This is a genomic window from Kitasatospora sp. NPDC085879 (genome assembly GCF_040686255.1).
Classification (GTDB): Bacteria; Actinomycetota; Actinomycetes; order Streptomycetales; family Streptomycetaceae; genus Kitasatospora.
This window is the reverse complement of sequence record NZ_JBFBJZ010000090.1, coordinates 1-24,543: the sequence shown is the minus strand read 5'-3', so window position 1 is coordinate 24,543 and position 24,543 is coordinate 1. Positions and strand designations below refer to the sequence as shown.

At 71.3% G+C, this 24,543-nt stretch carries 19 protein-coding genes and 4 pseudogenes; 9 read left to right on the top strand and 14 right to left on the bottom strand.

Annotated features, from left to right (window positions below; translation table 11 throughout):
- Window positions 1-58 precede the first annotated feature (58 nt).
- The 4 genes and pseudogenes from AB0P35_RS37380 to AB0P35_RS37365 form a co-directional block, all read right to left on the bottom strand.
- Entirely contained in the window at window positions 59-568 is a 510-nt protein-coding gene (locus AB0P35_RS37380) for a hypothetical protein (RefSeq protein ID WP_363520019.1), read from the bottom strand.
- A gap of 403 nt (window positions 569-971) precedes the next feature.
- A complete protein-coding gene (locus AB0P35_RS37375; RefSeq protein WP_363520030.1) occupies window positions 972-1,454 on the bottom strand; it encodes a hypothetical protein in 483 nt (160 codons plus the stop codon).
- Between the two features lie 211 nt (window positions 1,455-1,665).
- Window positions 1,666-2,142, bottom strand: a pseudogene (locus tag AB0P35_RS37370) (IS5 family transposase); the annotation flags it as partial.
- Window positions 2,143-2,366: 224 nt separating this feature from the next.
- On the bottom strand, window positions 2,367-3,179 hold the full coding sequence (locus AB0P35_RS37365; RefSeq protein WP_363520017.1) for a virginiamycin B lyase: 813 nt from the start codon (window positions 3,177-3,179) through the stop codon (window positions 2,367-2,369).
- Window positions 3,180-3,946: 767 nt separating this feature from the next.
- Between AB0P35_RS37365 and AB0P35_RS37360 the strand changes: the two genes are divergently transcribed.
- Entirely contained in the window at window positions 3,947-4,483 is a 537-nt protein-coding gene (locus tag AB0P35_RS37360) for a hypothetical protein (RefSeq protein ID WP_363520014.1), read from the top strand.
- A 64-nt stretch (window positions 4,484-4,547) separates the two neighbouring features.
- Window positions 4,548-5,609, top strand: a complete 1,062-nt coding sequence (locus AB0P35_RS37355; protein WP_363520028.1) for a peptidase — start codon at window positions 4,548-4,550, stop codon at window positions 5,607-5,609.
- Window positions 5,610-5,915: 306 nt separating this feature from the next.
- On the opposite strand, the pseudogene AB0P35_RS37350 reads toward AB0P35_RS37355, so the two are convergent.
- Window positions 5,916-6,722, bottom strand: a pseudogene (locus AB0P35_RS37350) (transposase); the annotation flags it as partial.
- Between the two features lie 293 nt (window positions 6,723-7,015).
- A complete protein-coding gene (locus AB0P35_RS37345) occupies window positions 7,016-8,323 on the bottom strand; it encodes a hypothetical protein (RefSeq protein WP_363520011.1) in 1,308 nt (435 codons plus the stop codon).
- Window positions 8,324-8,956: 633 nt separating this feature from the next.
- On the opposite strand from AB0P35_RS37345, the gene AB0P35_RS37340 reads away from it, so the two are divergent.
- From AB0P35_RS37340 to AB0P35_RS37325, 4 genes are all read left to right on the top strand, one after another.
- Entirely contained in the window at window positions 8,957-9,841 is an 885-nt protein-coding gene (locus tag AB0P35_RS37340) for a transposase (RefSeq protein ID WP_363520008.1), read from the top strand.
- 591 nt (window positions 9,842-10,432) lie between these two features.
- Complete coding sequence (locus AB0P35_RS37335) at window positions 10,433-11,980, top strand: DUF4331 domain-containing protein (RefSeq protein WP_363520025.1); 1,548 nt, start codon at window positions 10,433-10,435, stop codon at window positions 11,978-11,980.
- Window positions 11,981-11,982: 2 nt separating this feature from the next.
- Window positions 11,983-12,726: a class F sortase gene (locus tag AB0P35_RS37330; protein ID WP_363520005.1), complete on the top strand. Its 744-nt coding sequence runs from the start codon at window positions 11,983-11,985 to the stop codon at window positions 12,724-12,726.
- 55 nt (window positions 12,727-12,781) lie between these two features.
- A complete protein-coding gene (locus AB0P35_RS37325; RefSeq protein WP_363520002.1) occupies window positions 12,782-14,110 on the top strand; it encodes a tetratricopeptide repeat protein in 1,329 nt (442 codons plus the stop codon).
- 34 nt (window positions 14,111-14,144) lie between these two features.
- Here the strand turns inward: AB0P35_RS37325 and AB0P35_RS37320 are convergent, their stop codons facing one another.
- Together AB0P35_RS37320 and AB0P35_RS37315 are read right to left on the bottom strand one after the other, a co-directional pair.
- Window positions 14,145-14,477: a hypothetical protein gene (locus tag AB0P35_RS37320; RefSeq protein ID WP_363520000.1), complete on the bottom strand. Its 333-nt coding sequence runs from the start codon at window positions 14,475-14,477 to the stop codon at window positions 14,145-14,147.
- Between the two features lie 33 nt (window positions 14,478-14,510).
- Window positions 14,511-16,148 (bottom strand): high frequency lysogenization protein HflD, encoded by a 1,638-nt coding sequence (locus AB0P35_RS37315; RefSeq protein WP_363519997.1) that lies wholly within the window; start codon window positions 16,146-16,148, stop codon window positions 14,511-14,513.
- 454 nt (window positions 16,149-16,602) lie between these two features.
- Here AB0P35_RS37315 and AB0P35_RS37310 point away from each other — a divergent pair, with 454 nt between their 5' ends.
- Window positions 16,603-17,697, top strand: coding sequence for a HoxN/HupN/NixA family nickel/cobalt transporter (locus AB0P35_RS37310; protein ID WP_363520022.1), 1,095 nt, complete (start codon window positions 16,603-16,605; stop codon window positions 17,695-17,697).
- A gap of 259 nt (window positions 17,698-17,956) precedes the next feature.
- Here AB0P35_RS37310 and efeU read toward each other — a convergent pair whose 3' ends face one another.
- The 4 genes and pseudogenes from efeU to AB0P35_RS37290 form a co-directional block, all read right to left on the bottom strand.
- Window positions 17,957-18,808 (bottom strand): iron uptake transporter permease EfeU, encoded by an 852-nt coding sequence (efeU, locus tag AB0P35_RS37305; protein ID WP_363519994.1) that lies wholly within the window; start codon window positions 18,806-18,808, stop codon window positions 17,957-17,959.
- Window positions 18,809-18,838: 30 nt separating this feature from the next.
- Window positions 18,839-19,627 carry a cupredoxin domain-containing protein gene (locus tag AB0P35_RS37300; RefSeq protein WP_363519991.1) on the bottom strand — a complete coding sequence of 263 codons (789 nt, stop codon included), beginning with the start codon at window positions 19,625-19,627 and terminating at the stop codon, window positions 18,839-18,841.
- A 112-nt stretch (window positions 19,628-19,739) separates the two neighbouring features.
- Window positions 19,740-20,186 (bottom strand): annotated as a pseudogene (locus AB0P35_RS37295) (2Fe-2S iron-sulfur cluster binding domain-containing protein); the annotation flags it as partial.
- Between the two features lie 34 nt (window positions 20,187-20,220).
- Window positions 20,221-20,313, bottom strand: a pseudogene (locus AB0P35_RS37290) (IS5/IS1182 family transposase); the annotation flags it as partial.
- Window positions 20,314-20,946: 633 nt separating this feature from the next.
- Between AB0P35_RS37290 and AB0P35_RS37285 the strand changes: the two are divergent.
- Window positions 20,947-21,555: a GNAT family N-acetyltransferase gene (locus AB0P35_RS37285; protein WP_363519988.1), complete on the top strand. Its 609-nt coding sequence runs from the start codon at window positions 20,947-20,949 to the stop codon at window positions 21,553-21,555.
- Window positions 21,556-22,472: 917 nt separating this feature from the next.
- On the opposite strand, the gene AB0P35_RS37280 is transcribed toward AB0P35_RS37285, so the two are convergent.
- Window positions 22,473-22,622: a hypothetical protein gene (locus AB0P35_RS37280; protein ID WP_363519986.1), complete on the bottom strand. Its 150-nt coding sequence runs from the start codon at window positions 22,620-22,622 to the stop codon at window positions 22,473-22,475.
- 162 nt (window positions 22,623-22,784) lie between these two features.
- Window positions 22,785-23,195, bottom strand: coding sequence for a spore-associated protein A (locus tag AB0P35_RS37275; protein ID WP_363519983.1), 411 nt, complete (start codon window positions 23,193-23,195; stop codon window positions 22,785-22,787).
- Window positions 23,196-24,080: 885 nt separating this feature from the next.
- Here AB0P35_RS37275 and AB0P35_RS37270 point away from each other — a divergent pair.
- Window positions 24,081-24,452 (top strand): VOC family protein, encoded by a 372-nt coding sequence (locus AB0P35_RS37270; RefSeq protein ID WP_363519981.1) that lies wholly within the window; start codon window positions 24,081-24,083, stop codon window positions 24,450-24,452.
- Window positions 24,453-24,543: the final 91 nt, after the last annotated feature.

The following is a 24,543-nucleotide window of genomic DNA, read 5'->3' as shown; positions in this document are numbered from 1 at the left end:
GCTGCCCCGGGACAGCAGGTGTCCCGGGGCAGCGCCCGTTGTGCGGCGGTGGAGCCGCTCAGGTGTAGCAGTAGTTGAGGTTGCCCCGCGTCGAACCGGAGGTGCCGGTGGACCAGGTGGCCTTGCCGCTGGTGTTGTAGAAGACGAGGTTGCCGTCGTCCTTGAGCTTGGCGTGCCCGCCGGGCGCCGGGTTGAGGGCGCCGAGTGTGCAGACGATACCCCCGGAGGCGTTGAGCAGCTTCACGTAGCCGGACTTCGACCAGTCCACCCGGACGACGCCCTTACCCTTGGTGCCCGAGGCCCAGACCGGGTACGCGTCGGCTCCGGTGAACTTGTAGAGCACCAGGTTGCCGTCGGACTGGAAGGTCAGCTCCGACATGCCGTTGTCCGCCGACGCGTGGCCGCCGGGCGTCCAGTCGGGCTGGGCGAGGGTGAAGTTGGCGACCGAGGCGTCGGCCGAGGCGGTGGTGGCGGTCAGGCCGAGCGCACCGGCGATCGCCGTCCCCACCAGGGCGGCGCGCAGGAGACGCCTGGGGGCCGGGGAGCCAATGGTCTTGCTGGGTGTCACGAGGGTCCTTCCGGGAAGCCGTCGCACTGCGGAGTGGCACGGCGGCGGTCGTCTGGCGCGTGGCGGCCGTGGCCGACCGGCCGGGATACGGCCGCGGCCGACGGCGTCGCGTCTTTCCGGACCACCCTAGGAAGGGCGCGTATCAGCCGCGTAGCGCCGCAACGGAACCCGGCATCGGAGGTCTGGACCAGATGACTTCAAGTGCACTCCAACATCCAAACCGCTCTCCGCGGAACGCAGTTGGCGGACCCGGGAGGAGAGAACCGCATGCAGTACCGCACGATCGGCACCAGCCCAGGACACCACCGGCCCCGACCGGGCGGCCGGGAGCGGTCGGGCGGAACGGGCGTGCACGGGGGTCGGTCGCGCTCGGGTCCGTGACCGGCCCGCCCGCCGACCCACGTCACCAGCAGCCCCGCCGCGTCCACCAGACGCCACCGCGCGCACGGCGACCCGAGCGCGCCGTGCGCCCGGACGGACCACGGCACCGGCCGCCGGACCGCGGCACCTGGCACCTGGCACCTGGCACGCCGAACACCGCGGCCGGCCGCCGGCCGCCGGGCGGCACCACCGAGCGCCCCTGCCGGCGGATCAGGGGCGTAGGGGGTGGGGTATCGGCGGGGTACATGGTGAGGGCCGTCGTGGCCGTCCCGGCCGGACGGCGGCTCCGTCGCCGGACCCGGTCGACGGCACGGGGGTGCGCAGCACGGTGCGGTCCCTGCTGGGCGGCGTAGCGCAGCGTCCACTCCCGGCCGTGCACCTGCGGGGTGCCGTGGTTGGCGTGGGCCAGGTTCATCAGCGCCAGCGTCTCGACCTCGTCGTCCGGGGTGTCCGTGTAGGCCTCCTCGGGTGTCGGGGCGACCTGGCCGGCAGGGTTCTTCGGCATCCTGCGGTTGCTCCTCAGCGCTGGTCGGATCGGGCGTTGCGAATGGGGTCGGCCTTGTGGCAGCCGTGGTCGCCGTGCCGCCCGCGATCGATGGACGGGGGCGGCACAACCCTGGACCCGGTCTCGGCGCACCGGGTGCCCCGCGCGCTCGCACACGAGGCCCAGGCACTTTGCGGACTCGCCGGCTTCGAGGGTGTCGGCGTTCACCGCCGGGCCGTGTGCGTGCTCGCCCCGGTCCGACGGGGGGACACGGATGTCGGCCATGTCGGCCTCGAAGCGGGTGCAGTCGTTGCGGTTGTCGCCGGTGAGGACGAAGCCGAGCGGGCGTCCGCGTCGTCGCAGGCCAGGTGGGCCTTGGTGCTCGGTCCGCCGCGGGATCGGCCGAGGGCGTGATCACCCGCTTCGTCCCGGTCGAGGGCCCGCCTTTCCCGCCGGCGGCGTGCTGGTGGGCCCGCACGATCGTGGAGTCCACCGACACCAGCCAGTCGATGTCCCCGGCGGCGTCCTTCTCGGCCTGGATCGCCCGCAGCATGCGCGAGATCGTGCCGTCCAGCGCCCACCTGCGGAAACGCGTGTACAGGGTCGGCCAGGAACCGTACCGCTCCGGCACATCGCGCCAGGCCGAACCCGTACGCAGCTTCCACACGATCCCGTTCGGCACCACCCGGTCATCACTGCGTGGCCGGCCCGCGGTTCCAGAACCGGGCTGGAACCGCGAGAGCACGGCCACTCGGCATCCGAAAGCTCATGACGGCGTATCGCGCCCGACATGATCTCTCATCGCTTGATCATCTTTGAAGACGGGACCCTGGCGGCGGGCGTGCGGGTTCAGGGTGGGGGTGGGGCGGGAGTAGGACATGCCGAGGGCCGGCGGTTCACTTCCGCCCCGTCAGGGGTTGCCTTTCCGCCTTGTCAGGGGGTTACCGTTCCGATCTGGCTCACGGTGTTCTCGGTGAACCAGAGGTTGTCGTCGGATCCGGTGGCGATCTCCAGCGGGCTGGCGCCGGAGGTCGGGATCGACAGCTCGGAGATCGTCCCTGACGTCGTGATCCGGCCGATGTCGTCGCCGACGTTCTCGGTGAACCACAGGGCGCCGTCCGGCCCCGAGGTGATGCCCCACGGGAACGGGAAGAAGACGGGATCCGTCAGGTCGTAGGCGGTGAACTCACCCGCCGTGGTGACCTGTCCGATCTGCGACGCTCCCGCGTCGGTGAACCAGAGGGCGTCATCCGGCCCCGCGGTGATGCCGATGGGCAGCGAACCCAACGAGGGAACCGCGTACTCGGTGACCGAACCGCCGGTGGTGATCGTCCCGATGCTTCCGGACAGTACCTCGGTGAACCACAGGGCACCGTCGGACCCGGCGGCGATGCTCAACGGGAAGGCGCCGGAGGTGGGGAGCGCGTACTCGGTGATCGTGCCGCCGGTGGTGATCCGGCCGATCTTGTCGGCGCCCGACTCCGTGAACCACAGGGCGCCGTCCGGCCCGGCGGTGATGCCCCACGGGTAGGCGCCGGAGGTCGGGAGCGCGTACTCGGTGATCGTGCCGCCGGTGGTGATCCGGCCGATCTTGTCGGCGCCCGACTCCGTGAACCACAGGGCACCGTCCGGCCCGGCGGTGATCCCGGCCGGCCCGGACCCGCTGGTGGGCACCGAGTACTCGGTGAACGTGCCGGCCGTGGTGACGCGGCCCACCGCGTTCGCGGCGTTCTCGGTGAACCACAAGGCGTCATCCGGCCCCGCGGTGATGCCGACCGGAGCCGAATCAGCGGTGGGCGTCGCCAGTTCGTCGATGGTGGGGGTCCGGTGGGTCTGCGACGCGCCCGGCCGGGACGGCGTCCCCGGCCGGCCGTGTTTCCCGAGACAGTTCACGAGCCCCTCGGGCCCCCGGTGCCGGACGCAGGACTTGACCCACGGGCGCAAGGATCCGGGGCGGGGCGGGGAGTCGCCGAGGGCGACAGTGCCGGGCGCGCCGACCGCGGCCGTCAAGGCCAGGACGGTGAACGCGCGACAGAGCCGCCTGAGGCGGCCGGGACGGTGGGACATGAGGGACCTTCCGAAAGACACGGTGGGAGCCGGAGCGTCGGGCATGACCCGCCTCGCCGGCATCGGGATCGAAGGTGGGGGCGCAGCCGCCCGAGGATGGCGACACGCGGTTCGCGGCGGTATCGCTTTCGCGATCACGCTGCACACGTACAATCCCCACTGAGTCATCGTCAGAAACAGTGATGGGAAAGATATCTCGGACTCTTTCCTTCGACACGCGGTGCAGCGCCTTCTTGTGCGACTGTATTTCGCAAGTCCTTCTCGCTGTCGACGGCGCGTTCGCCTCTCGCGTTCGGCCCTGGTCGGGACCGTCGCCCTGCTGCCCGCGTTCGGCTGGGCGAGGGAATGGTGTTTGATCACGGTGCGTGTGCGGATAATCATACGAGTCACTATTGGAGCGGAACCTGACCTCTGCCGTTCCGGTCCTGGACGACGAAGGAGGGTCCATGCGTATCCGATATTCCGTGGCTGCCGGGGTTGCGATTGTTGTCGCCGCCGCCGGGGTGGCCGACGCCGCGCCCGGGGACACCACAGTCACGTTCTCGGTCTCGGGTGGTTCGTTGGGGATCTCAGTTCCCGCCGGTCCGGTGGGTCTGGGCAGCGCGCTGCCCGGAGGCTCCGTCGGCGGGCAGCTGGGCAGTGTCACGGTCACCGACGCGCGGGCTCTGCTCACGGCCAGCTGGACCGCGTCCGTGGTCTCCGGCAGCTTCACGACGGGTGGAAGCACGGCCGCGGAGACGGTCCCGGCCAGCGCGGTCTCCTACTGGTCGGGAACCGGGAGCGTCACCGGTACGGGTACCTTCACGCCCGGTCAGGCGACGTCGGGTCAGGCCCAGACGCTCGACACCACCCGCACCGCCTACACCCTCTCCGGGGGCACCGGCAACAACACTGCGACGTGGAATCCCACGCTCGCGATCGCGATTCCCGCCGGCGCAGTGAACGGCGTCTACACCGGGACGGTGACACATTCGGTCGCATAGCTCGGCGCGTCTGTTGTGCGCGGTCGCGGCGGCGCTCGCGTTGGCTTGTGGCGCGAACACCGCCGTGGCCGCCGGCCCTGGCGGGACGCCGCCTTCAACCGCCCAGGCGCCGCCGCCTTCCACCGCCGAGGGCAGCATCGGCGTCAAGCTGCTCGACGCGCCGCGGGATCGTGAGGACGACCTGCGCGCTCACATGTACATCGTGGACCACCTCGCGCCCGGCAGCGTCATCCACCGTCGGCTGCAGGTGACGAACGACACCGACGTCGACCGGCGCGTCGACCTCTACGCCGGCTCCGCCGTGGTCAACGGCGGCAACTTCGCCGTCGGAGCCGACCGCACCCCGAACGAGCTCACGACCTGGGTCTCGGTGGACGACTGCATCTCGGACAAGGATGTGTCCGGTGAAGCGACGGACTGCGGCCTGCCGAAGAAGGAAGCGGCCGCCCAGCCGTCCTCGCCGCCGTCCGCCGCCGTCGTGCGCGACGTCCCGGCACACGGCACGGCCGTGGTCCGGGTCAGCGTCCGGGTGCCGCCGAAGGCGTCCGCCGGCGAGCGGTACGCGGTTGTCTGGGCGCAGGTCGCGGGCCACACGGGCCCGACGGCGAACGTCCGCCTGGTCAACCGCGTGGGAGTGAGGATCTACCTCGATGTCGGCCCCGGAGGGGAGCCGCCGTCCGACTTCCAGATCGAGGAGCTCACTCCCGCGCGCGCGCCCGACGGCAGCCCGAAGGTGGTGGCCAGGGTCCACAACACCGGCAAGCGGGCCCTCGACCTGACCGGGTCCCTGACGATGACCGACGGGCCGGGATCCCTCAGCGCCGGTCCCTTCAAGGCGAACCTCGGCACCACACTCGGCGTCGGCGAGAGGGAGCCCGTTACCGTCCCCCTGGACAGACAGCTTCCCAACGGCCCCTGGAAGGTCCGTCTCACACTGGCCAGCGGCCTGATCCAACACACCGTCACGGCCACCCTCACCTTCCCCAGCGGCTCTCAGACCGGCGCGTCGGTCAGACCCGACATGGTGGACGCCGCTTCGATGATGCCGGGCATCACCGTGTGCGTGGCGGTCGTCGTGCTCCTGGTCGCCTGCGGCTACGGGATGGTTCGCCGCAGGCGGGGCTGAAGCCCGGCCCGCGCCTGCCCGCGCGTTCGTCGGCCTGGGGAGTGCGGCGTCAGGCGGCGGAGTGGGTGACCGTGCCCGGGTGGGTGTCGGCCGCGCCGGCGGGGGCCCCGCGGCCGACACCGTGGGGTTCCAGGGGCGGACGCCGCTTCGGTGATGCCGGGCATCACCGTGGGCGTGGCGGTCGTCGCGCTCCTGGTCGCCCGCGGCTACGGGACGGTTCGCCGCAGGCGGGTGGGTTCGTCGGAGGACGTAGTCCCTGGTGCGGTAGTCGTGGCGCATGCGGACGAGCGCGATCGTACGGAGGGCGTTGCCGGCCCCTCGGTCGCCTCCGCGGTTGAGCCGGTGACGGTGGGTTCGGCCCGAGCCGACGGGGATGGGTGCCGCCGCGCACAGGTGAGCGAAGGATGCCTCCGATTTCAGCCGGCCGGGGTTGTCGCCCGCCGTGATCAGGAGCTGGGCGGCGGTGGTGGTGCCGACCCCGGGCAGTGCGGCCAGGTCGGGAACGGCATGCGCGACGAGTGGCTTGCGCTCCGCGTCCGCGTCGGCGATCTCATCGGTGAGGTACTGATAGCGGCGAGCGAGGCTCCGCAGTGCGGTGCGGACCGCGCAGGCGGGGCCGGACGGGTTCCCACCGGGCCGGGACCAGGCCAGGGTCCTGATCAGCTCGCTCGTGGGCATGCCACGCAGTATCTCGCGGACCTCTCCGGGGGCGGTGACGATGAGCGTGCGGATCTGGTTGACCGTCTGGGTGCGGGCCTTGACGGCCGAGCGGCGGACCGTGCGCAGTGCCCGGATGGCCTCCACGATGCCGTCGCGCGTCTTCGGGATGCCGCCGGCGCGGCCGCAGAGCACGGCGGCGGCGTGGGCGTCGACGGGGTCGGACTTGCCGTTGGCCCCGGCGCGCCCTGCGCGGTCGGGCCGGTCCACGTCGACGACGGTGACCCGTTCGACCCGTAGGAAGCGGGCGCGTTCGGCTCCGTGGGCGCCGATCCCCTCCACTCCGACAGCCATGACGTCGCCGTGCGAGCGCAGCCACTTCGGCAGGCGACGGTAGCCGCCGGAAGCGGTGGGGAACGACGCGGTGGCCGGGTGCCGGCCGACGGAGGCGATCACGGCGGCCCGGTGGAAGTCGGAGTGGGTGCCACGCCCCCGACCACCGCCATCTCGTCCGCCATGCCGGTGCCACTGTCCTCCCGTGCGACGTGCAAGGGATGGCACGCGCCAGTCGGGCGGTAGGACAAGACTGTGATGAGCCTTTTGGTCGGGCTCCTGTGAAGTCACAGGAGCCCGACCGGCCGCGTGCGCAGCGGCACCGCCCGGACAGCCGACGATCAATGAAATGACAGCCGAAGCGTCAGTCAGGCGAACGGGCAGACCCCCGAGCGGTGCCGTCTACATCCTCACGGTCAGGCGACGGAGTGGGTGACGGTGCCGGTGTAGGTGCCGACCACCGCGGCGGCGGGGAGCGTGACCGTCACCGTGGGGTTCCAGGTCGCGGAGCTGTTTCCGTTGCCGGTGGAGCTGAAGGCGGTTCTCGCACTGCTGAGCGCCTGTGCGGCCGGGGCGTCGGCCTGGCCGGGCGTCACCGTCACGGTGCCGGTGGAGTTGGTCGCGGCTCCGGACCAGTACGAGACGTTCGAGGCGGTGATCGTCTCGGCGGTCGTGGAACCGCCGGTGGTGAAGTTCGTGGCGGTCACCGTCGCCGTCCACGTGCTGGTGGCCAGTCCTCGCTGGTCCGTGATGGTCACCGTGCCGAGGGCCGCACTGACGGTGCCGGCCGGTGCGGCGCTACCCAGGGCTTTGGTGGTGGGTACGGTGATCGACAGTGTGCCGGTGGTGGGGATGATGCTGATCTGCGTGCTGGTGCTGCCACTGGTCTCGACGGTGCCCACGACCGCCCGGGTGAAGCTGGCCTTGCCTCCGGACGCGGTCGCCAGCTTCCCCGTGGCGGTGTAGATCGTGCCGCCGCCGGTGAGCCAAGAGCCGTTTCCCGAGACCGTGACCGCCGCGGTGTTGTTGCGGTCGGCGATGAGGGAGAAGCCGGCGAAGGCCCCGGTGGTCGGTGCGCTGAGGGTGGTCTTGCCTCCGGTCTGGTCGGTGAAGAACGCGCCGCTGGTGGACGCCGCGCACGCGGTGGGGTAGCTCGGGCAGGCGAGGTAGATCGTCACGCCGGTGCCGGTCAGCTTCCCGCCGGAGATGGTCATGCCGCCGGTGAGAACGTAGGTGCCGGGGTTGAGCGCGAGTGTGCCGGTCAGGTTCGTGATGTTGGTGTAGACGCCTGGGTTGATCGTCTGGGTCCCGGAGACGACGTGGTTGATGCTGGGGTACGGGGTGGCCGGGGTGGTGGGGCAGGCGGCGGCGGCCGGGCACTGGGCCAGGGCGGCGTACGGGTCGGTGCCGGCGCTCTGGTTGGTCGGCGCCGGGCTGTACGAGCCGCCGGCCGACGTGGCGAAGCCGGCCGGGGCGGCCGGGCCGCCGATGGTGCCCCCGGTCGCGGTGACCGTGGCGGTGCCGCTGACCAGCGCGGCCTGAGCGTTCGTCGAGTTCACCAGGATGCTGCCGGTGACATGCACACTGCCGGGGTGGACATACAGGGCGTTCGCGGCGCTCGCACTCAGGACGCACAGGCTCGCCGTGCACTCGCCCACGGCCCGGGCGAGCTGGGACGGACCCGCCACGACCCAGGCCAGCGCCGATGCGAGGGCAAGGACCATGGCACACACCGCGTCCGACCAGCGGTACCGCGCACGAGAGCGGCCGTGCCCGCTCACGACCAGAGGGCCGGCACCCACGACCCGCGCCGCGACACAACGGCGTACCGGCGAATCGGCCGGTCCCTGACCGCTCCCCGCACGCCGCTCGGCGCCCGCCCCGGCGATGCCCGAGAGTCCAGCGGCGAGTCCCGCCCTCACGTCCACCATCCTCAGCATGGCCTGAAACGTACCAAATGCCCATCTTGATACACGTTTCAGTGCACGGTGACGCCCGTTCAGCGTGTCGGACCCCCAGGCCGTACACCACGCCGCCGCACCGGCTGCCCGGTTCCGCCTGTCGAGCCTCGGCGCATCCCCCCGAGCACCACCCCGCAACCCCATGGCAAGAGCCGTCCACACCGGACCACGCACCCGCCCGGCGTACTTCCCTGCCCCGCCCGTCCTCCACCACCCGTGCCGCCGTGACCGGCTGATTCCGCCACCCCACCGGCCACCCGGCCGTCGACACCCCGATAGCGGCCCACCAGGGCACGCGGCTGCGCCTGCCCCCACACCGCCCGGCACGCACACCCCCGGAGCCGGCCGACGAGCGGATCGGCCGACGCCGGGGCGCCAAAGCCCGCACCACGCCCGGTGGTCGGCCGGATCACCGACCTGCGTACCCGCCGCTCCGAGACCCTCCGGCACACCGCCACGACGGCAGCGGGCCAGGCAGGCGCCGAGGCGGGCCGGCCGAGGGGCGAAAAGCCGGTTGCGGAGCCGCCGATCGAGTGGCCGCACATCAACGCCCGCCGGCGCACAGCGCAGATTCTGCAGACGGTGAAGCTGCGCGCTTTCAACCCGCGGGCCACCGACTGGCGGCGGATGCACGACCTCGCGGCGGCGGTCCCCATCGAGCACGGCCACCTCGACCCCACCGACGAGACCCGGCACCCGGAGCGGATGTGCCGGCTCGCCCGGCAGCGCCACCCGAACGCCCAGAGCCCGCTGGACGCCGCCAGCCGTCTCGGAGTTGGACCCGCTCGGCATGATCCGGTCGAAGAACGCCCACGCCTGGAACGGCTACGCCCACGCGAGGCCTTCCGCAGCCAGCACGGCACTTACGGCCGCGCTGCCGGACGGTTCGTACCTGGCCCGGTTGCTGGGCCGTACGTTCCGGATCATCGAGGCCGGCGACATCGTCGAATGCGCCGACGGCCGCGCATCGGTGACCGCTACCGGCTCATCACCACCTTGTTGGACCACCGCACCGGTCCCGCGCCCCGCCTGGTCGGGCTCTACCACGAGCGTTGGGAGATCGAAGTCTCCTTCCTCGCACTGAAGGACACCCTGTTCGCCTGGCGTGTCCTGCGCTCGGCCGACCCGGCAGGCCTGGAACAGGAGCTGTGGGCGCTGCTGACCGTCTACCAGACCCTGCGCAGGATCACGGTCGAGGCGGTGGAGTCCAGTGAAGGGGTGATAGCGACCCGGCCGCCCCTGATTGCCGCTCCTGGTTCCCGGGGCGGCACCGCGCGTTGAGGTTCGCGCTCCAGACCAGTTCACCGCTGCACGATTGCTGCAACGACCGCCACGCGCCGGCTCTGGTACATCGCGTTCCTGAGCGCCTCGACGGTGGTGACAGCAGCGTTCGAAGTGGTCGGCGCCTCGCGTGCTTGTCCCGCAGTGGGTAGCCGTGCTTCATGGTGCGTGCGGGCTCCGGGGTAGCGGCCTGTCAGCGGCGAAGATCGAGTCGTCGGGCTCCTGGATCGATCGGTGCGCGCGGCCCTTGCGTACGAGGGCACGCACGTCGGGGCCCCGTCCCGGATGGCCCACCCGGGAAGCAGGCCGGATCTGTCCGTGGTGACTTTATGTCAGGCCTACGACTCCCGTGGGCGGTGCTTCAGCACGCTTCCGAAGCGGTCTTCGACCAGCCCGGTGAGCGGAGCGCCACCCACGCGCGAGGCAGTCCTCAAACCACTCCGCGCCAGGAGGCGATCACTCGTTGCTGCCCGTCTGCAGGTCGTCGGAAGCCAGCGGGACGCCGAGCCGGGCCGACTTCAGAGAGAAGTGATCATGCAGCCTTCGCGTTCCTCGCGGCATCCGGCGTTCGCCCGTCGTGCCGAAAAGCCGATGGCGGGCCTGGGTGTCCTGGCCCTGGCCGCCGCGGGTGCCCTGGCCGGTCTCACTCCAGGTGTCAGCTCGGCGTCGAGTCACCGTGAGGCCCCGCTGATCGCGGGTGACCCGCGGGCGGACAACACGGACGTATACGCATTCACCAGCCCGGACAAGCCGGACACCGTCACGCTCATCGCGAACTGGATCCCGTTCGAGGAGCCCAACGGCGGCCCGAACTTCTACGCGTTCGCGGACGATGCGCGCTACAACATCAAGATCGACGCCGACGGCGACGGCAGGGCCGACACCACCTACACCTGGACATTCAGCAACCACTACCGGGACGACGCCAACCAGTTCCTCTACAACACCGGCGTCGTGAACAACCTCGACGACCCGACGCTGAACTTCCGCCAGACCTACACCCTCACCGAGACCCACGCCGACGGGTCCACCAAGACGCTGCTCAAGGATGCGATCGCGGCCCCGTCCAACACGGGCCAGGCCTCGATGCCGAACTACGCGTCCCTGCGCAAGCAGGCCACCCGCGACCTTCCCGGCGGCGGCCAGACCCTCGCCGGCCAGGCCGACGACCCGTTCTTCCTCGACCTGCGGGTCTTCGACCTGCTCTACGGCGGAAACCTCAAGGAGTCCGGACACGACACCCTGAGCGGCTACAACGTCAACACCATCGCCATCCAGGTGCCGAAGAAGGACCTGGCCCTCAAGGGCGACCCAACACGCAACCCCGTCGTGGGCGTGTGGTCCAGCACAGACCGCAAGGGCGCCAACGTCGTCGACAAGGGCGGCGAGGGCAAGGGCGACGCGGCTTTCCACCAGGTCTCCCGGCTCGGCAACCCGCTGATCAACGAGGTCGTCGTCCCGATCAAGTACAAGGACGCCTTCAACGCGCTCAGCCCCGAGAAGGACGCGACCGTGACCCCGGTGGTCGACAAGGTCAAGGACCCGATGGTCCCGCAGCTCATCCAGAGCATCTACGGCATCCCGGCCCCCGCCACCCCCCGTAACGACCTGGTCGAGATCTTCCTCAACGGCATCTGCAAGGCCTGCGGCCCCATCCAGGCCGACCTGAACTCCCAGCAGCTGAACGCCGACGTCAACAAGGCCAAGTTCCTGCCCGGCGAGGAACTGCGACTCAACATGGCCGTGCCGCCGTCCCCGTCGCCCAACCGGCTGGGCGTCCTCGCCAACGACCTGGCGGGCTTCCCCAACGGCCGCCGGCTGACCGACGACGTGGTGGACATCGAACTTCTGGCACTGGAGGGCGCTGCGCAGACCGGCAAGATCGTGCCGGCCCTCGCCGCAGGTGACGGCGTGAACGCCAACGACCACGCCTTCGGCAAGACCTTCCCCTACGTCGCGCTGCCGAACACGGCGGCCGTCAACCAGGCCACCTCCGACAACCCCGGCGGCAGCGTCGCCGCCGGCTTCGGCGGCCTGTCATTGCACCGCGTCCCGATCGCCGGCACTGCTGCTCTCGCCGGCGGTGTCCTCCTGACCGGCGCCGCCGTGATCGCGCTGCGCCGCCGGCGCAGCGCCTGACGATGGAGCCTTTGTCGGGCCCGGGTCGCCCGTCCCCCTCCGCCGGGGACGGGCGACCGGGCCGTGGCAGCGGCGCTCCAACCCGTCGCGGTGCGGTGGTGACGGCTCTCCTGACCGGTCTGGCTCTCACGGGGGTCGGCGCGGCGAACCTCACGTCGGCCCCGGGATACGGCGGGCCCGCTGCGGTCCGCGACATCGGTGAGCTCCCCTCTGCCGTGGCCGGCGGGCCTGCCGGCCCGGAGGTGCGCCGGGCTCCGCCGACACGGCTTCGCATACCCCGCATCGGGGTGGACACTGCGCTGACCGACCTTCAGGTCCAGAGCGACGGGCACCTCGCGACGCCGGACGATCCGGACGTGGCCGGCTGGTGGAGCCAGGGGCCGGCCCCCGGTAGCCCCGGAGCGGCCGTGATCGTCGGCCACGTCGACTCGCTGACGGGGCCGGCAGTCTTCGCCGGCCTGTCCGCCCTGCGCCCCGGGGACACGATCACCGTCCAGGGCAACGACGGCACGGCCGCCGACTTCACCGTGCAGGCCCTGCGCACCTATGCAAAGGACGACTTCCCCGACGACCTCGTGTTCGAGGGGAGCACGGTTCCCAGCCTCCGGCTCATCACCTGCGGCGGCACGTACGACCGGGACGCCCGCGAGTACCTGTCCAACTTGGTGGTCTTCGCCGTCCCCACCAAGACCCCCGGCACCGATCCCACGAACGAGCCCACGGCGGGGTCCGGCACGTCAACGTGAAGACCGCCGCACACAGCCCGCCGCCCAGGAGTACGCCTTGGCTACGACCGACCCCATGCCCCCGCGACGTCATCGCCTGCGATCCGCGGCGGTGGCCGCCGCCCTCGGCGCCGGGCTCTTCCTGGCCGGCGGACTCGGCCTCGCGCCCCGAGGCGGCAGCGCCGTCCAGGACACGCCGCATGACTCCGCCGAGGGTGCCGGCTCCGGCGCAGGCCGGGACGCAGCCATCATCGGCCTGCAGGAACGGCTTCGGACGGCCCCGGATGACGCCGAGGCCCTGGGCTCGCTCGGCCTCGCCTACGTCCAGCGGGCCCGGACGACGGCCGACCCCTCGTACTACCCGAAGGCCGAGACCGTCCTCACGCACTCACTCTCCGCACAGCCCACTGGCAACGCCACCGCGACCGCCGGCATGGCCGCCCTCGCGGCAGCGCGGCACGACTTCGCCGCCGCACTGGACTGGGCGCAGAAGGCCGTCGCCCTCAGCCCCGACAACTCGACCGTCTACGGGATCCTCGCTGACGCCTACACCCAGCTCGGCCGGTACCCGGAGTCGTTCGAGGCGGTACAGCACATGGTCGACCTCAGGCCCGGGACCCCGTCGTTGTCCCGCGCCTCGTACGCGTGGGAGCTGCGCGGCGACACGGCGGCGGCCACCGAGAACATGCAACGCGCCCTCGACGACGCCAACACCCCGGCCGACCGGGCGTTCACGCTCTACCATCTCAGCCTGCTCGCCCTCGACAACGGCGACGCCCGGACGGCCCTGGCCCGCGCCGAAACCGGCCTGCGCGCGGCGCCCGGCACGGCCTCGCTGCTGGAGGCCAGGGCCCGGGCGGAAGCCGCCCACGGCAACCCGGACGCCGCCGTCGCCGACCTCCGACAAGCCGTCGCCCAGGTCCCGCAACCCGAGTACGTGCTCGAACTCGGCGACCTCCTCCAGTCCCTGGGACGCACCGACGAGGCGGCGCAGCAGTACACCGTGTTCCGTGCCGAGCAACAGCTGTTCACCGACAACGGCGTGGCGCTCGACACCGACGCGGCGCTGTTCGAGGCCGACCACGGCGACCCAGGTAGGGCCCTCGCCATCGCCGAACAGGGACTGCGGACCAGGCCGTTCCTGGAGATGCACGACGCCTACGCCTGGGCCCTGCACGTCAACGGGCGCGACCGGGAGGCGCTCCAGCAGTCCGACCGGGCGCTGACGACAGGTATGCGCAACGCGCTCTTCCACTACCACCGCGGCATGATCGAAAAGGCCCTCGGGAACCTCGCCGAAGCCCGCACCGAGCTCACGACCGCACTGGCGATCAACCCCGCGTTCCATCCCCTGGACGCACCGGCCGCGCGCACCGCGCTCGCCGCCCTGCCGTCCTCGCCCTGACAAGCACAGGCGCAGCGGCGCCGGCGCGGCAGCTCTACTTCGCGGGGGCCACGTGCTGCGCATCGCCGCCGAGCTGCGTGTACAGCTCCGTCCAGCGGCGGTCGGCGTCGGTGGGCGGCCTGCCGTCGCAGAACGCCTTGGTGCCGTTGGCGGTGTAGAAGCGCATCATCTGCAGCACGGCGGTGGGATCGGACTCGTCGCCGCCGGTGTAGCGGGTCCCGGGCAGGGTGCTCTGGTGCTGCAGGCAGCTCGGGGACGGTGTGCCGGTCTGGGCGTCGAAGCTGTCGTCCCGCCCGGTGGCGCAGGCCGCCAGGAGCGGAGCGGCGAGAAGGGCGAGGCACAGCAGGTGCGCCGGGCGGATGGTCATGGCGATCGGCCTCCGGTACGGGGAAGGGGTTCGTCACAGGGTCGACGGCAGGCTGCGGACCATCAGGCCCAGCCCCACCGTCAGGATCAGCAGCGCGGTCAGCAGACCGCTGTACGGGGTGAACCGGCGCAGCCGGCCGAGGAGCGGGCCGTCTGCCGCACCGGCCATCCGGTCGCCGACACGGACGAGGAGCAGCCCGACGGCGGTGAGGGTGGCGGCCATGCCGACGCCGTACGCGACCACCAGGGCCGCACCGAAGAGTGTCCGACCGAGTGCAACGGCGCCCAGCAGGACGACCAGGGCGGACGGGCTGGGCACCAGGCCGCCCGCGATGCCCAGCCCGATGAGGCTGCGCCGGCCCGAACCGGGCTCGTGGTGGTGATGGTGGCTTCCGCCGAGCAGTCCGTGCCGGTGGCCATGGGGTTGGTCGTGGTGCGCGTGGTCGTGGTGGTCGTGCGCGTGGTGGTCGTGGTGGGCATGCTCGGCGCCGGCCTCGTGGTCGTCGTGGTCGTGCGCATGCGGGTGCACGTGGTCGTGACGGCTTGTCGGCGTGGGTGCCGTCGCCGCGTGAGCGAGTTCCTTCGCGGGTTCCGCGCCGCTCTCGGGGCGGTCGGTGACCGGGGCGCGGCGTACGAGACCGCTCGCGCGCGCACGTCGGACCGCGTCGCGCAGCAGCCCGACGCCGACAAGGGCGACCAGGGCGCCGCTGAGCACGCCCAGCCACCCGAGGAGGACGTCGCCGGCCAGTGAGGAGAAGGCTGTCAGGCCCAGTCCGAGGACGAGGACGCCGGCCGTGTGGGTCACGGTGACGGTGGCGCCGACGGTGACCGCGTCGCGGGTCCCGCCGCGCCGCCCGGCCAGGTAGGCAGCCATCACCGTCTTGCCGTGGCCGGGCAGCAGGGCGTGGCCGGCGCCGAGCACGACGGCGAGCAGCACGGCAAGCAGGCCCACCGGCAGGGTGAGGCGATGCGCGGCGCCGAGCCGGGTGAGCCGGGCGTCGAGGCCGGCCAGCCAGGCCGCGGGACCGGAGCCGTCCGCCCGGACGGTGGTCCCGACCACCGTGGCGCCGCCGCCGCGCCGGGCGTGGACCTCGGCGCGGGTCACTCCCTCCGGGCTGGCCAGCAGGTCGCGCGGGTAGTCGCGCAGCTCGTCCGAGACGGAGCGGGCGGGGACGTCCGCGTGGTCGAGGGTGGTGCCGTCGCCGCGGGCGGTGATCTCGTTCCAGCCGACCCGGCCGGGGTCGATGCCGCTCGCGATGTGGAGGGTGGTGCCCGCAGCGGAAAGGTGCAGGGCCGCCCGCAGCGTGCATTCGAGTCTGCTGGTGCGCAGGCCCGCGGCGCCGTCCTGGTAGGCGAACTGCGCCGACTCGGTGCTCCAGGCCAGGGTCGCGGCGGGCTGGTCGGTCGTCACCTCCAGGCGCTGGGCGGTCTGGGTGCACCGGGCGCCGGCCCAGGCGGCGCGCTCGGCGTCGTCGACCGTACCGTCGCCGTTGCGGTCGACGCTCGGCTGCTCCTGGAGGGTGGGGATCTCGGCGGTGTCGGTGACGGCGAGGACCTCGACGCTCTCGGGGTGCACCGTGAACCCGAGGTAGTGGTTGAGCGAGAAGTTCCCCAGCGGGTGGGCGTCGGCGGCAGGCGCTGTCAGGCCGAGCAGGCACAGCGCGCCTGACACCGTCACACCTGCCCGGAAGAGAAGTCGTGGGACCAGCACGCTGGGCCTCCGGGGACGGGGGCCGGCCGCCGCAGCCGCGAAGCGCTCGGCCGGTGAGAAGGGGGATGAGGCCAAGGTGGCCCACACCACCATCGCGGCCACGACCTCCCGGACAGCGGCCACCGTGCCGATCCGCCGATGAGACCACCCCCACGGAGCAACGACGCGCGGGCATCCACGCCTGCGGGTCGATCACCGGATCGCCGGCGGTAGCTTCGGGTCGAAGGCGCCGATGGTGAACCTCATCGTGCCCCCGGCGCGCCTCGTGACACGGCCTCTCCCCGCAGGAATGGTGCAACTACGGGAGTGATGCACCAGGATGCAGCGTCTCGCCGCTGAGGTAGGAAGGACGCCCGTGACCTCCTCGTCCGTAGCCCACTCCCAGCCCGCGCCAAAGTCCGGCCGCGCGCGGGCCGTGGCCTCGATCACCCGTCAGGAGTGGCAGAGGCTGGCCGGGATGGGCGGCTTCATCGTCGCCCTGCACGTTGTCGGCTGGGTCACGCTGGGTGCCGTCGTCGCCCCCGAGCACCACCTCATCGGCACCAAGTCCTCCGGCCTCGGCATCGGCGTCACGGCCTACACCCTGGGCATGCGGCACGCCTTCGACGCCGACCACATCGCCGCGATCGACAACACCACCCGCAAGCTCATGGACCAGCACAAGCGGCCCCTCTCCGTGGGCTTCTGGTTCTCCCTGGGGCACTCGTCCGTCGTGTTCGCCCTCGCCGTCCTGCTCTCGTTCGGTGTGAAGGCCCTCGCCGGCCCGCTCCAGGACGACGGCTCCCGGCTCCACCGGGTCACCGGTCTGATCGGCACGGCCGTCTCCGGCTCGTTCCTGTACCTGATCGCGATCGTGAACCTGGTCATCCTGGCGGGCATCTGGAAGGTGTTCCGCCGGATGCGTACCGGGCGCCTCGACGAGCGGGCGTTGGAGGAGCGGCTCGACAAGCGCGGCCTGATGAACCGCCTGCTGGGCCGGGTGACGGGGTCGGTCAGCAAGCCGTGGCAGATGTATCCGCTGGGGATGCTGTTCGGGCTCGGGTTCGACACCGCGACGGAGATCGCCCTGTTGGTGCTGGCGGGCTCAGGGGCCGCGTCCGGCCTGCCGTGGTACGCCATCCTCTGCCTGCCGGTGCTGTTCGCCGCAGGGATGTGCCTGCTGGACACCATCGACGGGTCGTTCATGAACTTTGCCTACGGGTGGGCGTTCTCCAAGCCGGTCCGCAAGATCTACTACAACCTGACCATCACCGGCCTGTCAGTCGCCGTCGCCCTCATCATCGGCACTGTCGAACTGCTCGGCCTGCTCGCCGATCAGCTCAACCTGCACGGCGCCTTCTGGGACTGGATCTCCGGACTCGACCTCAACACCGTCGGCTTCGTGATCGTCGGCCTGTTCTTCGCCACCTGGATCATCGCGCTGACGGTATGGAGATTCGCCCGGATCGAGCAGAAATGGACCGCCCCCGACGCGCAAGCTGCGCCACTGACCGCGACGAGCGAAGGCTGACCGTACGCGGTCAGCGCCAGGTCGGCAGCCGCCACCCCCCACTACTACTGAGACGCACCTCAGGCCGTTCCCAGGCCCTCGTGGCGGACTTCCGGCCCGGCCGGTGCTGCGTTCGACTGTGTGCGGCCTCGGCGACCGAGAGCAGCAGTGGTGGCGCACCGTGTGGAAAGGACGAGAGCGGGGACGATTCATGCCCGAACGGTTCGAGCCCGCTCCCGGATGTGGGAGCGGGCTCGAACCGTGTGGTGCTGCCGGGTGGTCAGGAGGCGGGTTCGGCCTCGACGGGCGCGGGGACGGCCGGCTTGGGCGCGGTACCGCCGGAGCCGCTGAGGAAGAACACCAGGGTCGGCACCAGGTAGACCGCCCAGGCGGTGACCTGGAGGATCGTCGGGTCCGGCTGGAAGTTGAACACGCCCTTGAGCAGGGTGCCGTACCAGCTGTCCTTCGGGATGACCGAGGAGATGTCGAACGCCAGGTCGCGCATGCCGCCGATCCAGCCGGCCTCCTGCAGGTCGTGCACCCCGTACGCGAGGACGCCGGCCGCGACGACGACCAGCATGGCGCCGGTCCAGGTGAAGAACTTCGCCAGGTTGATCTTGAGTGCGCCCCGGTAGAACAGCCAGCCGACGACGACCGAGGTGAGCAGGCCGAGAACGGCGCCGACCAGTGGGTTCCAGCCGTCGCCGGTGGCCTGGACGGCGGTCCAGATGAACAGCGCGGTCTCCAGGCCCTCCCGGCCGACCGCGAGGAACGCGGTGGCGATCAGGGCGAAGGTGCCCATGGCGAGGGCCGCGTCGAGCTTGCCGTGGAGTTCGGCCCTGAGGTGGCGGGCGGTACGCCGCATCCAGAAGACCATCCAGGTGACCAGGCCGACCGCGACGATCGACAGTGAACCGCCGAGCGCCTCCTGTGCCTCGAACGACATCTGTGTCGAGCCGTACTGGAGCACCGCGCCGAAGGCCATCGACAGCAGCACGGCGGCGGCAATGCCGGTCCACACCGGCGTGAGCCTGTCGCGGCGGCCGGTCTTGACCAGGTAGGCGATCAGGATGCAGACGACCAGACTGGCTTCCAGGCCCTCGCGCAGTCCGATCAGGTAGTTGCCGAACACGGCGTTCTCCTCAGGGGCCGGTGCGCGGGGTCAGCTGACGGTGAAGGTGGCGGTCATACCCTTGTCGGCGTGCGCGCCGATGCCACACTTGAGGGTGTAGGTGCCGGGCACGGTGAGAGCGATCACGGCCTCACCCTTCTGACCGGGCTTGACCGGGGCGACCTCGCCGATCTCCTTGCCGTCCGGGCCGAACACCTCCAACTCGTGCTCGACCGAGCCCTTGTTCTCCAGCGTGAACTCGATCCGCTCGCCGACCTTGGCGGTGAGCTTGTCCATGCCCTCGAACTCGAGCTCGTACTCCTTCGCCTCGACCTCGATCTCCCGGTCGGGCGCGCCGGTCGCCGAGGCGCTCGGCTGCGCGGTGACGGTCGCCGTCGCGGCCGCGCTCGGCGAGGCCGTGGCCGCGCTTGCTGTCGCCGAGTCCCCCTGGACGGTGATCCGCCGGCGGATGCCGTCGCCGGTCTGGCCCGGCTTGCAGGCGATCTCGTACGTACCGGGGGCGAGCTTCACCGGCATGTCGCGAGAGGTGCCGGGGCCGATGTTCTCGACCTCGGTCACCACCTTGGTGAAGGTGCCCTTCTGCTCGCCGTAGACATAGACCTCGGTGGCGCGCTGACCCTTGTTGTGGATGGCGAAAGTGACGTCGCCGGCCTGAAAGTCGGTCTTGCCTATCTCACAGGCGCTGTCGGTCGCGGTGATCGCGACCTTGCCGCTGTCCGCGGAGGCGGACGCGCTCTTGTCGCTGCTCCCGCAAGCCGCGACGAGCGGGAGGGCGAGCAGGACGGCGGCGAGGACGGGGAGCGTGCGGTGGGAGCGCAAGGGTTCTCCAGGCGGTGGCAGGTGAGGGTGAGGAGAAGGAGCCACCAGTGGGCGGCCGGTGACGGTGATGTACCGCGCCGGACTCTAAGGGAGATAAGCCTTACCTAACAAGTTACTGAGCGTTAGATTTGCCGCCCACTTGCTCACCCCTTGGTTGCGCCCGGGAGCGCCTGCCGCCGCCGGACCGTCCGAGAACAGGTCCGGGGCCACCGTCCGCGATGGCCCCCGGCCGGGGGCTGTGCTCCGACACGGCGGGTACTCCGTCACGCGGTGAACGCCTCGACCAGCGACGGGATCGCGAGCGCGGCCGCGCACAGGCTGTCGATGCGCCGGACCACGCTGGCCCACGAGGCACACCGCCCATTCTGCGGCCGGGTTTCCTTTGCGTCTGGTCGAAGTCGACCGTCACCTTCTCGCCGACCGGGCGGGTACGGCATGCACGGACGTAACCGGCGTCGCTCTCGCAGGGTTCGAGCTCGAACGGGTCGAGCAGCCGGACCTCGCCACCGCTCACCTTGGCCCGCCAACTGCCGCAGATCCCTTCCTTGCACGAGTAAGAGGAGCAAACACGAAGCGCGGACGCGTCTGTAGGTGATCAGGCAGCAGGCCAGCTTCGGGAACGCCTCGTGAATGTCGTCGCGTATGTCCCAGCGGATGGGGAGACGTCGGAAGCCGTGGATCCAGGCGGGGCGACCTGGAGTCGTGCGGGTCGGCGCCGGCGGCGGTGAGTTCCTCGCAGACGCCCACCAGCCGGCGGTGACTACAGGCGGGCGTCGCCGCCGGCGGCCTCCAGGCCCGGAGCGCCCGCCCGGCGCGCTGTTCGTCGGCGACCGCGTCGATCCCGAGGTCAACCACCCGCGCATGCGCCTCGACCCGCCGGCGGGCGAGCACGATCGCTCGGACCACGATGCTGGTACACAGCGACCGGAAAGCGTCCGGGTCGCCGGGCTGATGAGTTCGCGTCGGCCTCTGACAATGATGGGACGACACCGGACCAATCCCCCCGTGTAGGAGGGAATTTCACAGCGCCCGGCAACTGCACCGAGCCCAGCTGGCGACTGTCGGCGCGTGGGCACACGGCGCTGCAGACCTGGCCGCCCGGTGCGGGCGGCCAGGCCGGTGCTGCACTCAGCTGTCGGCCGCGTTCAGCGGCGGTGCACGTCCGGCCAGGGACGCGAACGGTGCGGCGTGCGCGAGGCCGGGCAGAGTCGGGCAACGAACGCGGGGCTGCACGCGGAGACCAGCCGGGCGGCGGCCGCTATGACGCTTTCAGCGTGTTCGACCGCAAGCTCGCAATCCCGTCCCCCTAGTGTGGAGAGGTGCCCTTCGAATACCGACCCGTACCGGCCCGCGTCGCGGAACCGGCCGATGTCGACGCCGTCGTCGGAATCCTGACCGCCGCGTTCTTCGACGACCCGGTGTGGGGCCCGATCTTCCCGGACCGCACCCTCCGCGCCGAGCAGGCCGCCGCGATGTGGCGGCTGTACGTGACCTCCGCACTCCGGTACCCCTGGATGTTCGTCACCGAGGGTCTGGAAGCCATGGCACTGTGGATCCCACCCGGCGGGACCGAGCTGACCGACGCCGAGACGGCCGGGCTCGACGACTTCCTCACGGAGGTCGCGGGTCCACAGGTGTCGTCGGACATCGTGCGGATCTGCGACCAGCTGGAGGAGGCACACCCCGACGAGCCGCACTTCTACCTCACCCTGCTCGCCACACACCCGGATCACCGCGGCCGAGGACTGGGCATGGGCCTGGTCGCGACGGTCCTGAACCAGGTCGACGCGCTCGGCGCGCCGGCCTACCTGGAGTCGACCAACCCCGCCAACCTCCCCCGGTACGAGCGCGCCGGCTTCGTCCCCCGGGAACGGATCACCACCGACGCCGGACCGGTCGTCACCACCATGTGGCGGCCGGCGCGCTGAACCCGGCACTGCCGCAGCCACCTTCGGAGTTGTCCACGATCCGATCACAGCGGGCTCACCAGGACATCCGGTACCGGACCGAGGACGACTTCCCCTCCGTCGTCGCCCCCGATCACCTCGATCCGGCCGACGCCCGACACGGAACACTCACGAAGCCGCACCGCCCGACCACCGGACAACGCGCCGCAGCCGCCGCCGAAAGCCACCCGGCCCGTCCCACTCGTACAGGCCCGGCCCCAGCCGGGAACAGGGCCGCGGCGGCTCAGGGTGGGGTGGGGGCCGACTGGTGGTGCCCGGTCGGCGGGACGGCGCCACGGCGGGTCATGCGCTCGATCCGGTAGAGCCGGTAGAGCCGGTCGCCGACCAGCCACTCGTCTCCTTACCTGCGGCCGCTATTGTCGACGAGGGACTTCCCGCGCAGGACCAGGCGCCCGTCCGGGCCCGCGCCGTACTGGTGGACCCGCTCGGCCGGCTCGGCCCAGTCCACGCCTCCAGCTCCGCCCAGCAGATCCAGGTCGGGCCGTGGGCATCGCTCACCCGCCCGTCGAGAACGGCGCGGATCCGCTACGGCAGCCCGTCGGGCAGGCCTCGGCCGGGGGGCGAGCCAGATAGGAGTCCGCCGCGACCACTTGGCCGGCAGCACACCGCGGCGGCGCCACTCGGCCGGGGGCTCGGCGAGGCAGCAGCCGAAGCCGATCTGCATCTCTTCAGGTGGAACGCCACGGTGAACCGGCAGTGCGTCAGGTCGACGTCAGTGAGGACCAACTGGGCGGCATCGACGCCTTTCAGGGGGCGAGCTGGGCACGGGCGGGAGGTCGCCGACCTCGAGGAGGCTCTCGTCGAGAAGATCGCCGCCATGTTCGGTGACCGGGACGGGCCACGTCTGCACCGCGGTGGGGGCGGTCAGCGTCGCAAGCTCAGTGGAGGCGGGCGTAGCGCAGGCGCAGTGTCGCCGAGCCCTGGAAGGCGGTCCTGTCGAAGGTCACTGTCGGGGCTGCGGCTTCTCTCGTGACCTGCGGTGCGGTGAACCGGGCGTTGCCGTGGCCGAGCATTCCCGTACAGGTCATCAGCCCAGGTGCCGGGTCCCGCCGCACACGGGCAGTCCCGACCCACGGCGAAACGCACCGCCCGGCTCCCCCGGACGCACGGAGACCCGCCCCCGACACCCACCTGTCCGACGGCCGCAGGGCCGTGCGGGCGACCGGACGGTGTGCGCGGGGGCGCCGCGGTCAGCCGCAGTGGGAGTTGTACTGGTAGTTTACCTCGCCGTTGATCCCGCCCTCCCAGTCGATGCACGCGCCCGGCGCGTGCAGGTACACGGGTCCGGCGTAGGTGGTGTAGAAGTCCAGGTCCTGCTTCCACTGTGTGGTGCCGGACTTCTTGATCGACGCCTCGATGTTCACCAGATAGGAGCTCGGGTGGGTGCGGACCGTCACGACGCAGTTGTTGCCGTTGGAGCGGTTGTAGGTGAGGAAGACAGTTCCGTCCTGCAGCGGCAGGGTGTCGATGACGCTGTAGCCGGAGCCGCATGCTCCGTTGTAGGTGGCGGCCTCCGCCACCGACGGGGTGATGGCCACACCGGCGGCCGCGACCGTGGTCACCGCCGCACTCAGGGCAGCCCGCTTGAGGAACTTCTTCATGTTTCTACCTGCTCTTCCGTGTCCGCTGCTGCGATCCGGCGGGCGGGCCGGCGTCGTCCCGGTGTGATGATCACTGCAGGCCGCCCGGTGATCATGCTGCTGGGCCGCCGTATCGCCACGGTCGCGTCGACGTATCGCCGGCAGCTCTGGCCCCTGACGGTTCGCCGGCTCGGTCGGCGGGCCCGCCCGGCAGTGACCGTCCCTGGCCGGTTCGTCCGCGCGGCCGCCGGCATCGGCACCACCGGCATCTCTGCCGCATTCCGCACCTGTTCGAAACAGAGGCCGTCCTCCACGTCGTCAGCGGGCAGTGTCCGGGCGGGAGCGGTCGGTTCCGTGGCGGCCGGGGCCGGCTGCGGTGGTGTCCCCGGGGGGCCGAAGCGGTCGGGCCGGGGGCCCGGGCTCACCGACCGCCGGGGGCGCCGGCGGTGGAGTCAGCTGAGGGTGGGCCCGTGTCTTGAAGTGAACTCGCAGGTCCTTTCGCGAGAGTCGGCCCCCGGCCAGGTGATCATCCTGGACAACGACCGTTTCGGCCACGGCCGCCTGCCGTTCCCCGCCACTCGGGCCGACGGCAGCGTCAACCCGCGAGAGCTGTGGTCGGTCACTCTCGCCTGACCTTCCGTCGAATGTGGCTGTGCGCCGCTGCGGTCGCGCCGCGGCGCACAACCACATCCACGTGGTGGCGCTGTCGTGTGTCATGGCGAACCTCGGTGCCCTGCCAAGGCAGCATCGCGAATAGGCAGCAACGGCCATGACCCTTGTGACCCGCCGCTCACCGGATCGAGTACGAATCCGTCCGGGTGAGGTCCGATCGGCCGACAGGCGGCATCCCTGGTGGGTCGATCGCCCCGGCAACCGGCCCGGCCGATCACCGGCACACTGGACGACATGCCTCTGTCACTGCACCACGTCGTCGTCGACGCCCACGACCTGCCCGCCCTGGCCCGGTTCTGGGCCGAGGTGTTGGGCTGGCGAATCCTGTCCGAGCGGGCGGGGGAGTTCGTGATCGGGCCCGACGAGGCCGCGACCATGGGCATGTGCTTCATGCCTGTGACAGACCGAAAGGTCGTCAAGAACCGCCTGCACCTCGATCTGACGACCTCAGCGGCGGACCGGGAGGCCGAGATCGAGCGCATCCTCCGACTCGGCGCCCGCAGGGTGGACGTTGGGCAGAGCGGCAACGAGTCCTGGACCGTGCTGGCTGATCCGGAGGGGAACGAGTTCTGCGTGGTCCGGCCGAAGCAGACCCTCATCGGCTAGTGTCTTGCGCCGCAAATCACGAGGGTGAGTTTTGCTCTGATGCCGGGCCTGTCGGGTTGATCTTGGTGAGATAGTCGGCGAGGGATTTGAG

Bases quoted from the DNA above. Each gene is read 5' to 3' on its own strand.
- AB0P35_RS37270 (WP_363519981.1), top strand. From the start codon at position 24,081: ATGCCTCTGTCACTGCACCACGTCGTCGTCGACGCCCACGACCTGCCC.
- AB0P35_RS37345 (WP_363520011.1), bottom strand. From the start codon at position 8,323: ATGGTCCTTGCCCTCGCATCGGCGCTGGCCTGGGTCGTGGCGGGTCCG.
- AB0P35_RS37275 (WP_363519983.1), bottom strand. From the start codon at position 23,195: ATGAAGAAGTTCCTCAAGCGGGCTGCCCTGAGTGCGGCGGTGACCACG.
- AB0P35_RS37335 (WP_363520025.1), top strand. From the start codon at position 10,433: ATGGCGGGCCTGGGTGTCCTGGCCCTGGCCGCCGCGGGTGCCCTGGCC.
- AB0P35_RS37325 (WP_363520002.1), top strand. From the start codon at position 12,782: ATGCCCCCGCGACGTCATCGCCTGCGATCCGCGGCGGTGGCCGCCGCC.
- AB0P35_RS37360 (WP_363520014.1), top strand. From the start codon at position 3,947: ATGCGTATCCGATATTCCGTGGCTGCCGGGGTTGCGATTGTTGTCGCC.
- AB0P35_RS37330 (WP_363520005.1), top strand. From the start codon at position 11,983: ATGGAGCCTTTGTCGGGCCCGGGTCGCCCGTCCCCCTCCGCCGGGGAC.
- AB0P35_RS37375 (WP_363520030.1), bottom strand. From the start codon at position 1,454: ATGCCGAAGAACCCTGCCGGCCAGGTCGCCCCGACACCCGAGGAGGCC.
- AB0P35_RS37320 (WP_363520000.1), bottom strand. From the start codon at position 14,477: ATGACCATCCGCCCGGCGCACCTGCTGTGCCTCGCCCTTCTCGCCGCT.
- AB0P35_RS37280 (WP_363519986.1), bottom strand. From the start codon at position 22,622: ATGACCTGTACGGGAATGCTCGGCCACGGCAACGCCCGGTTCACCGCA.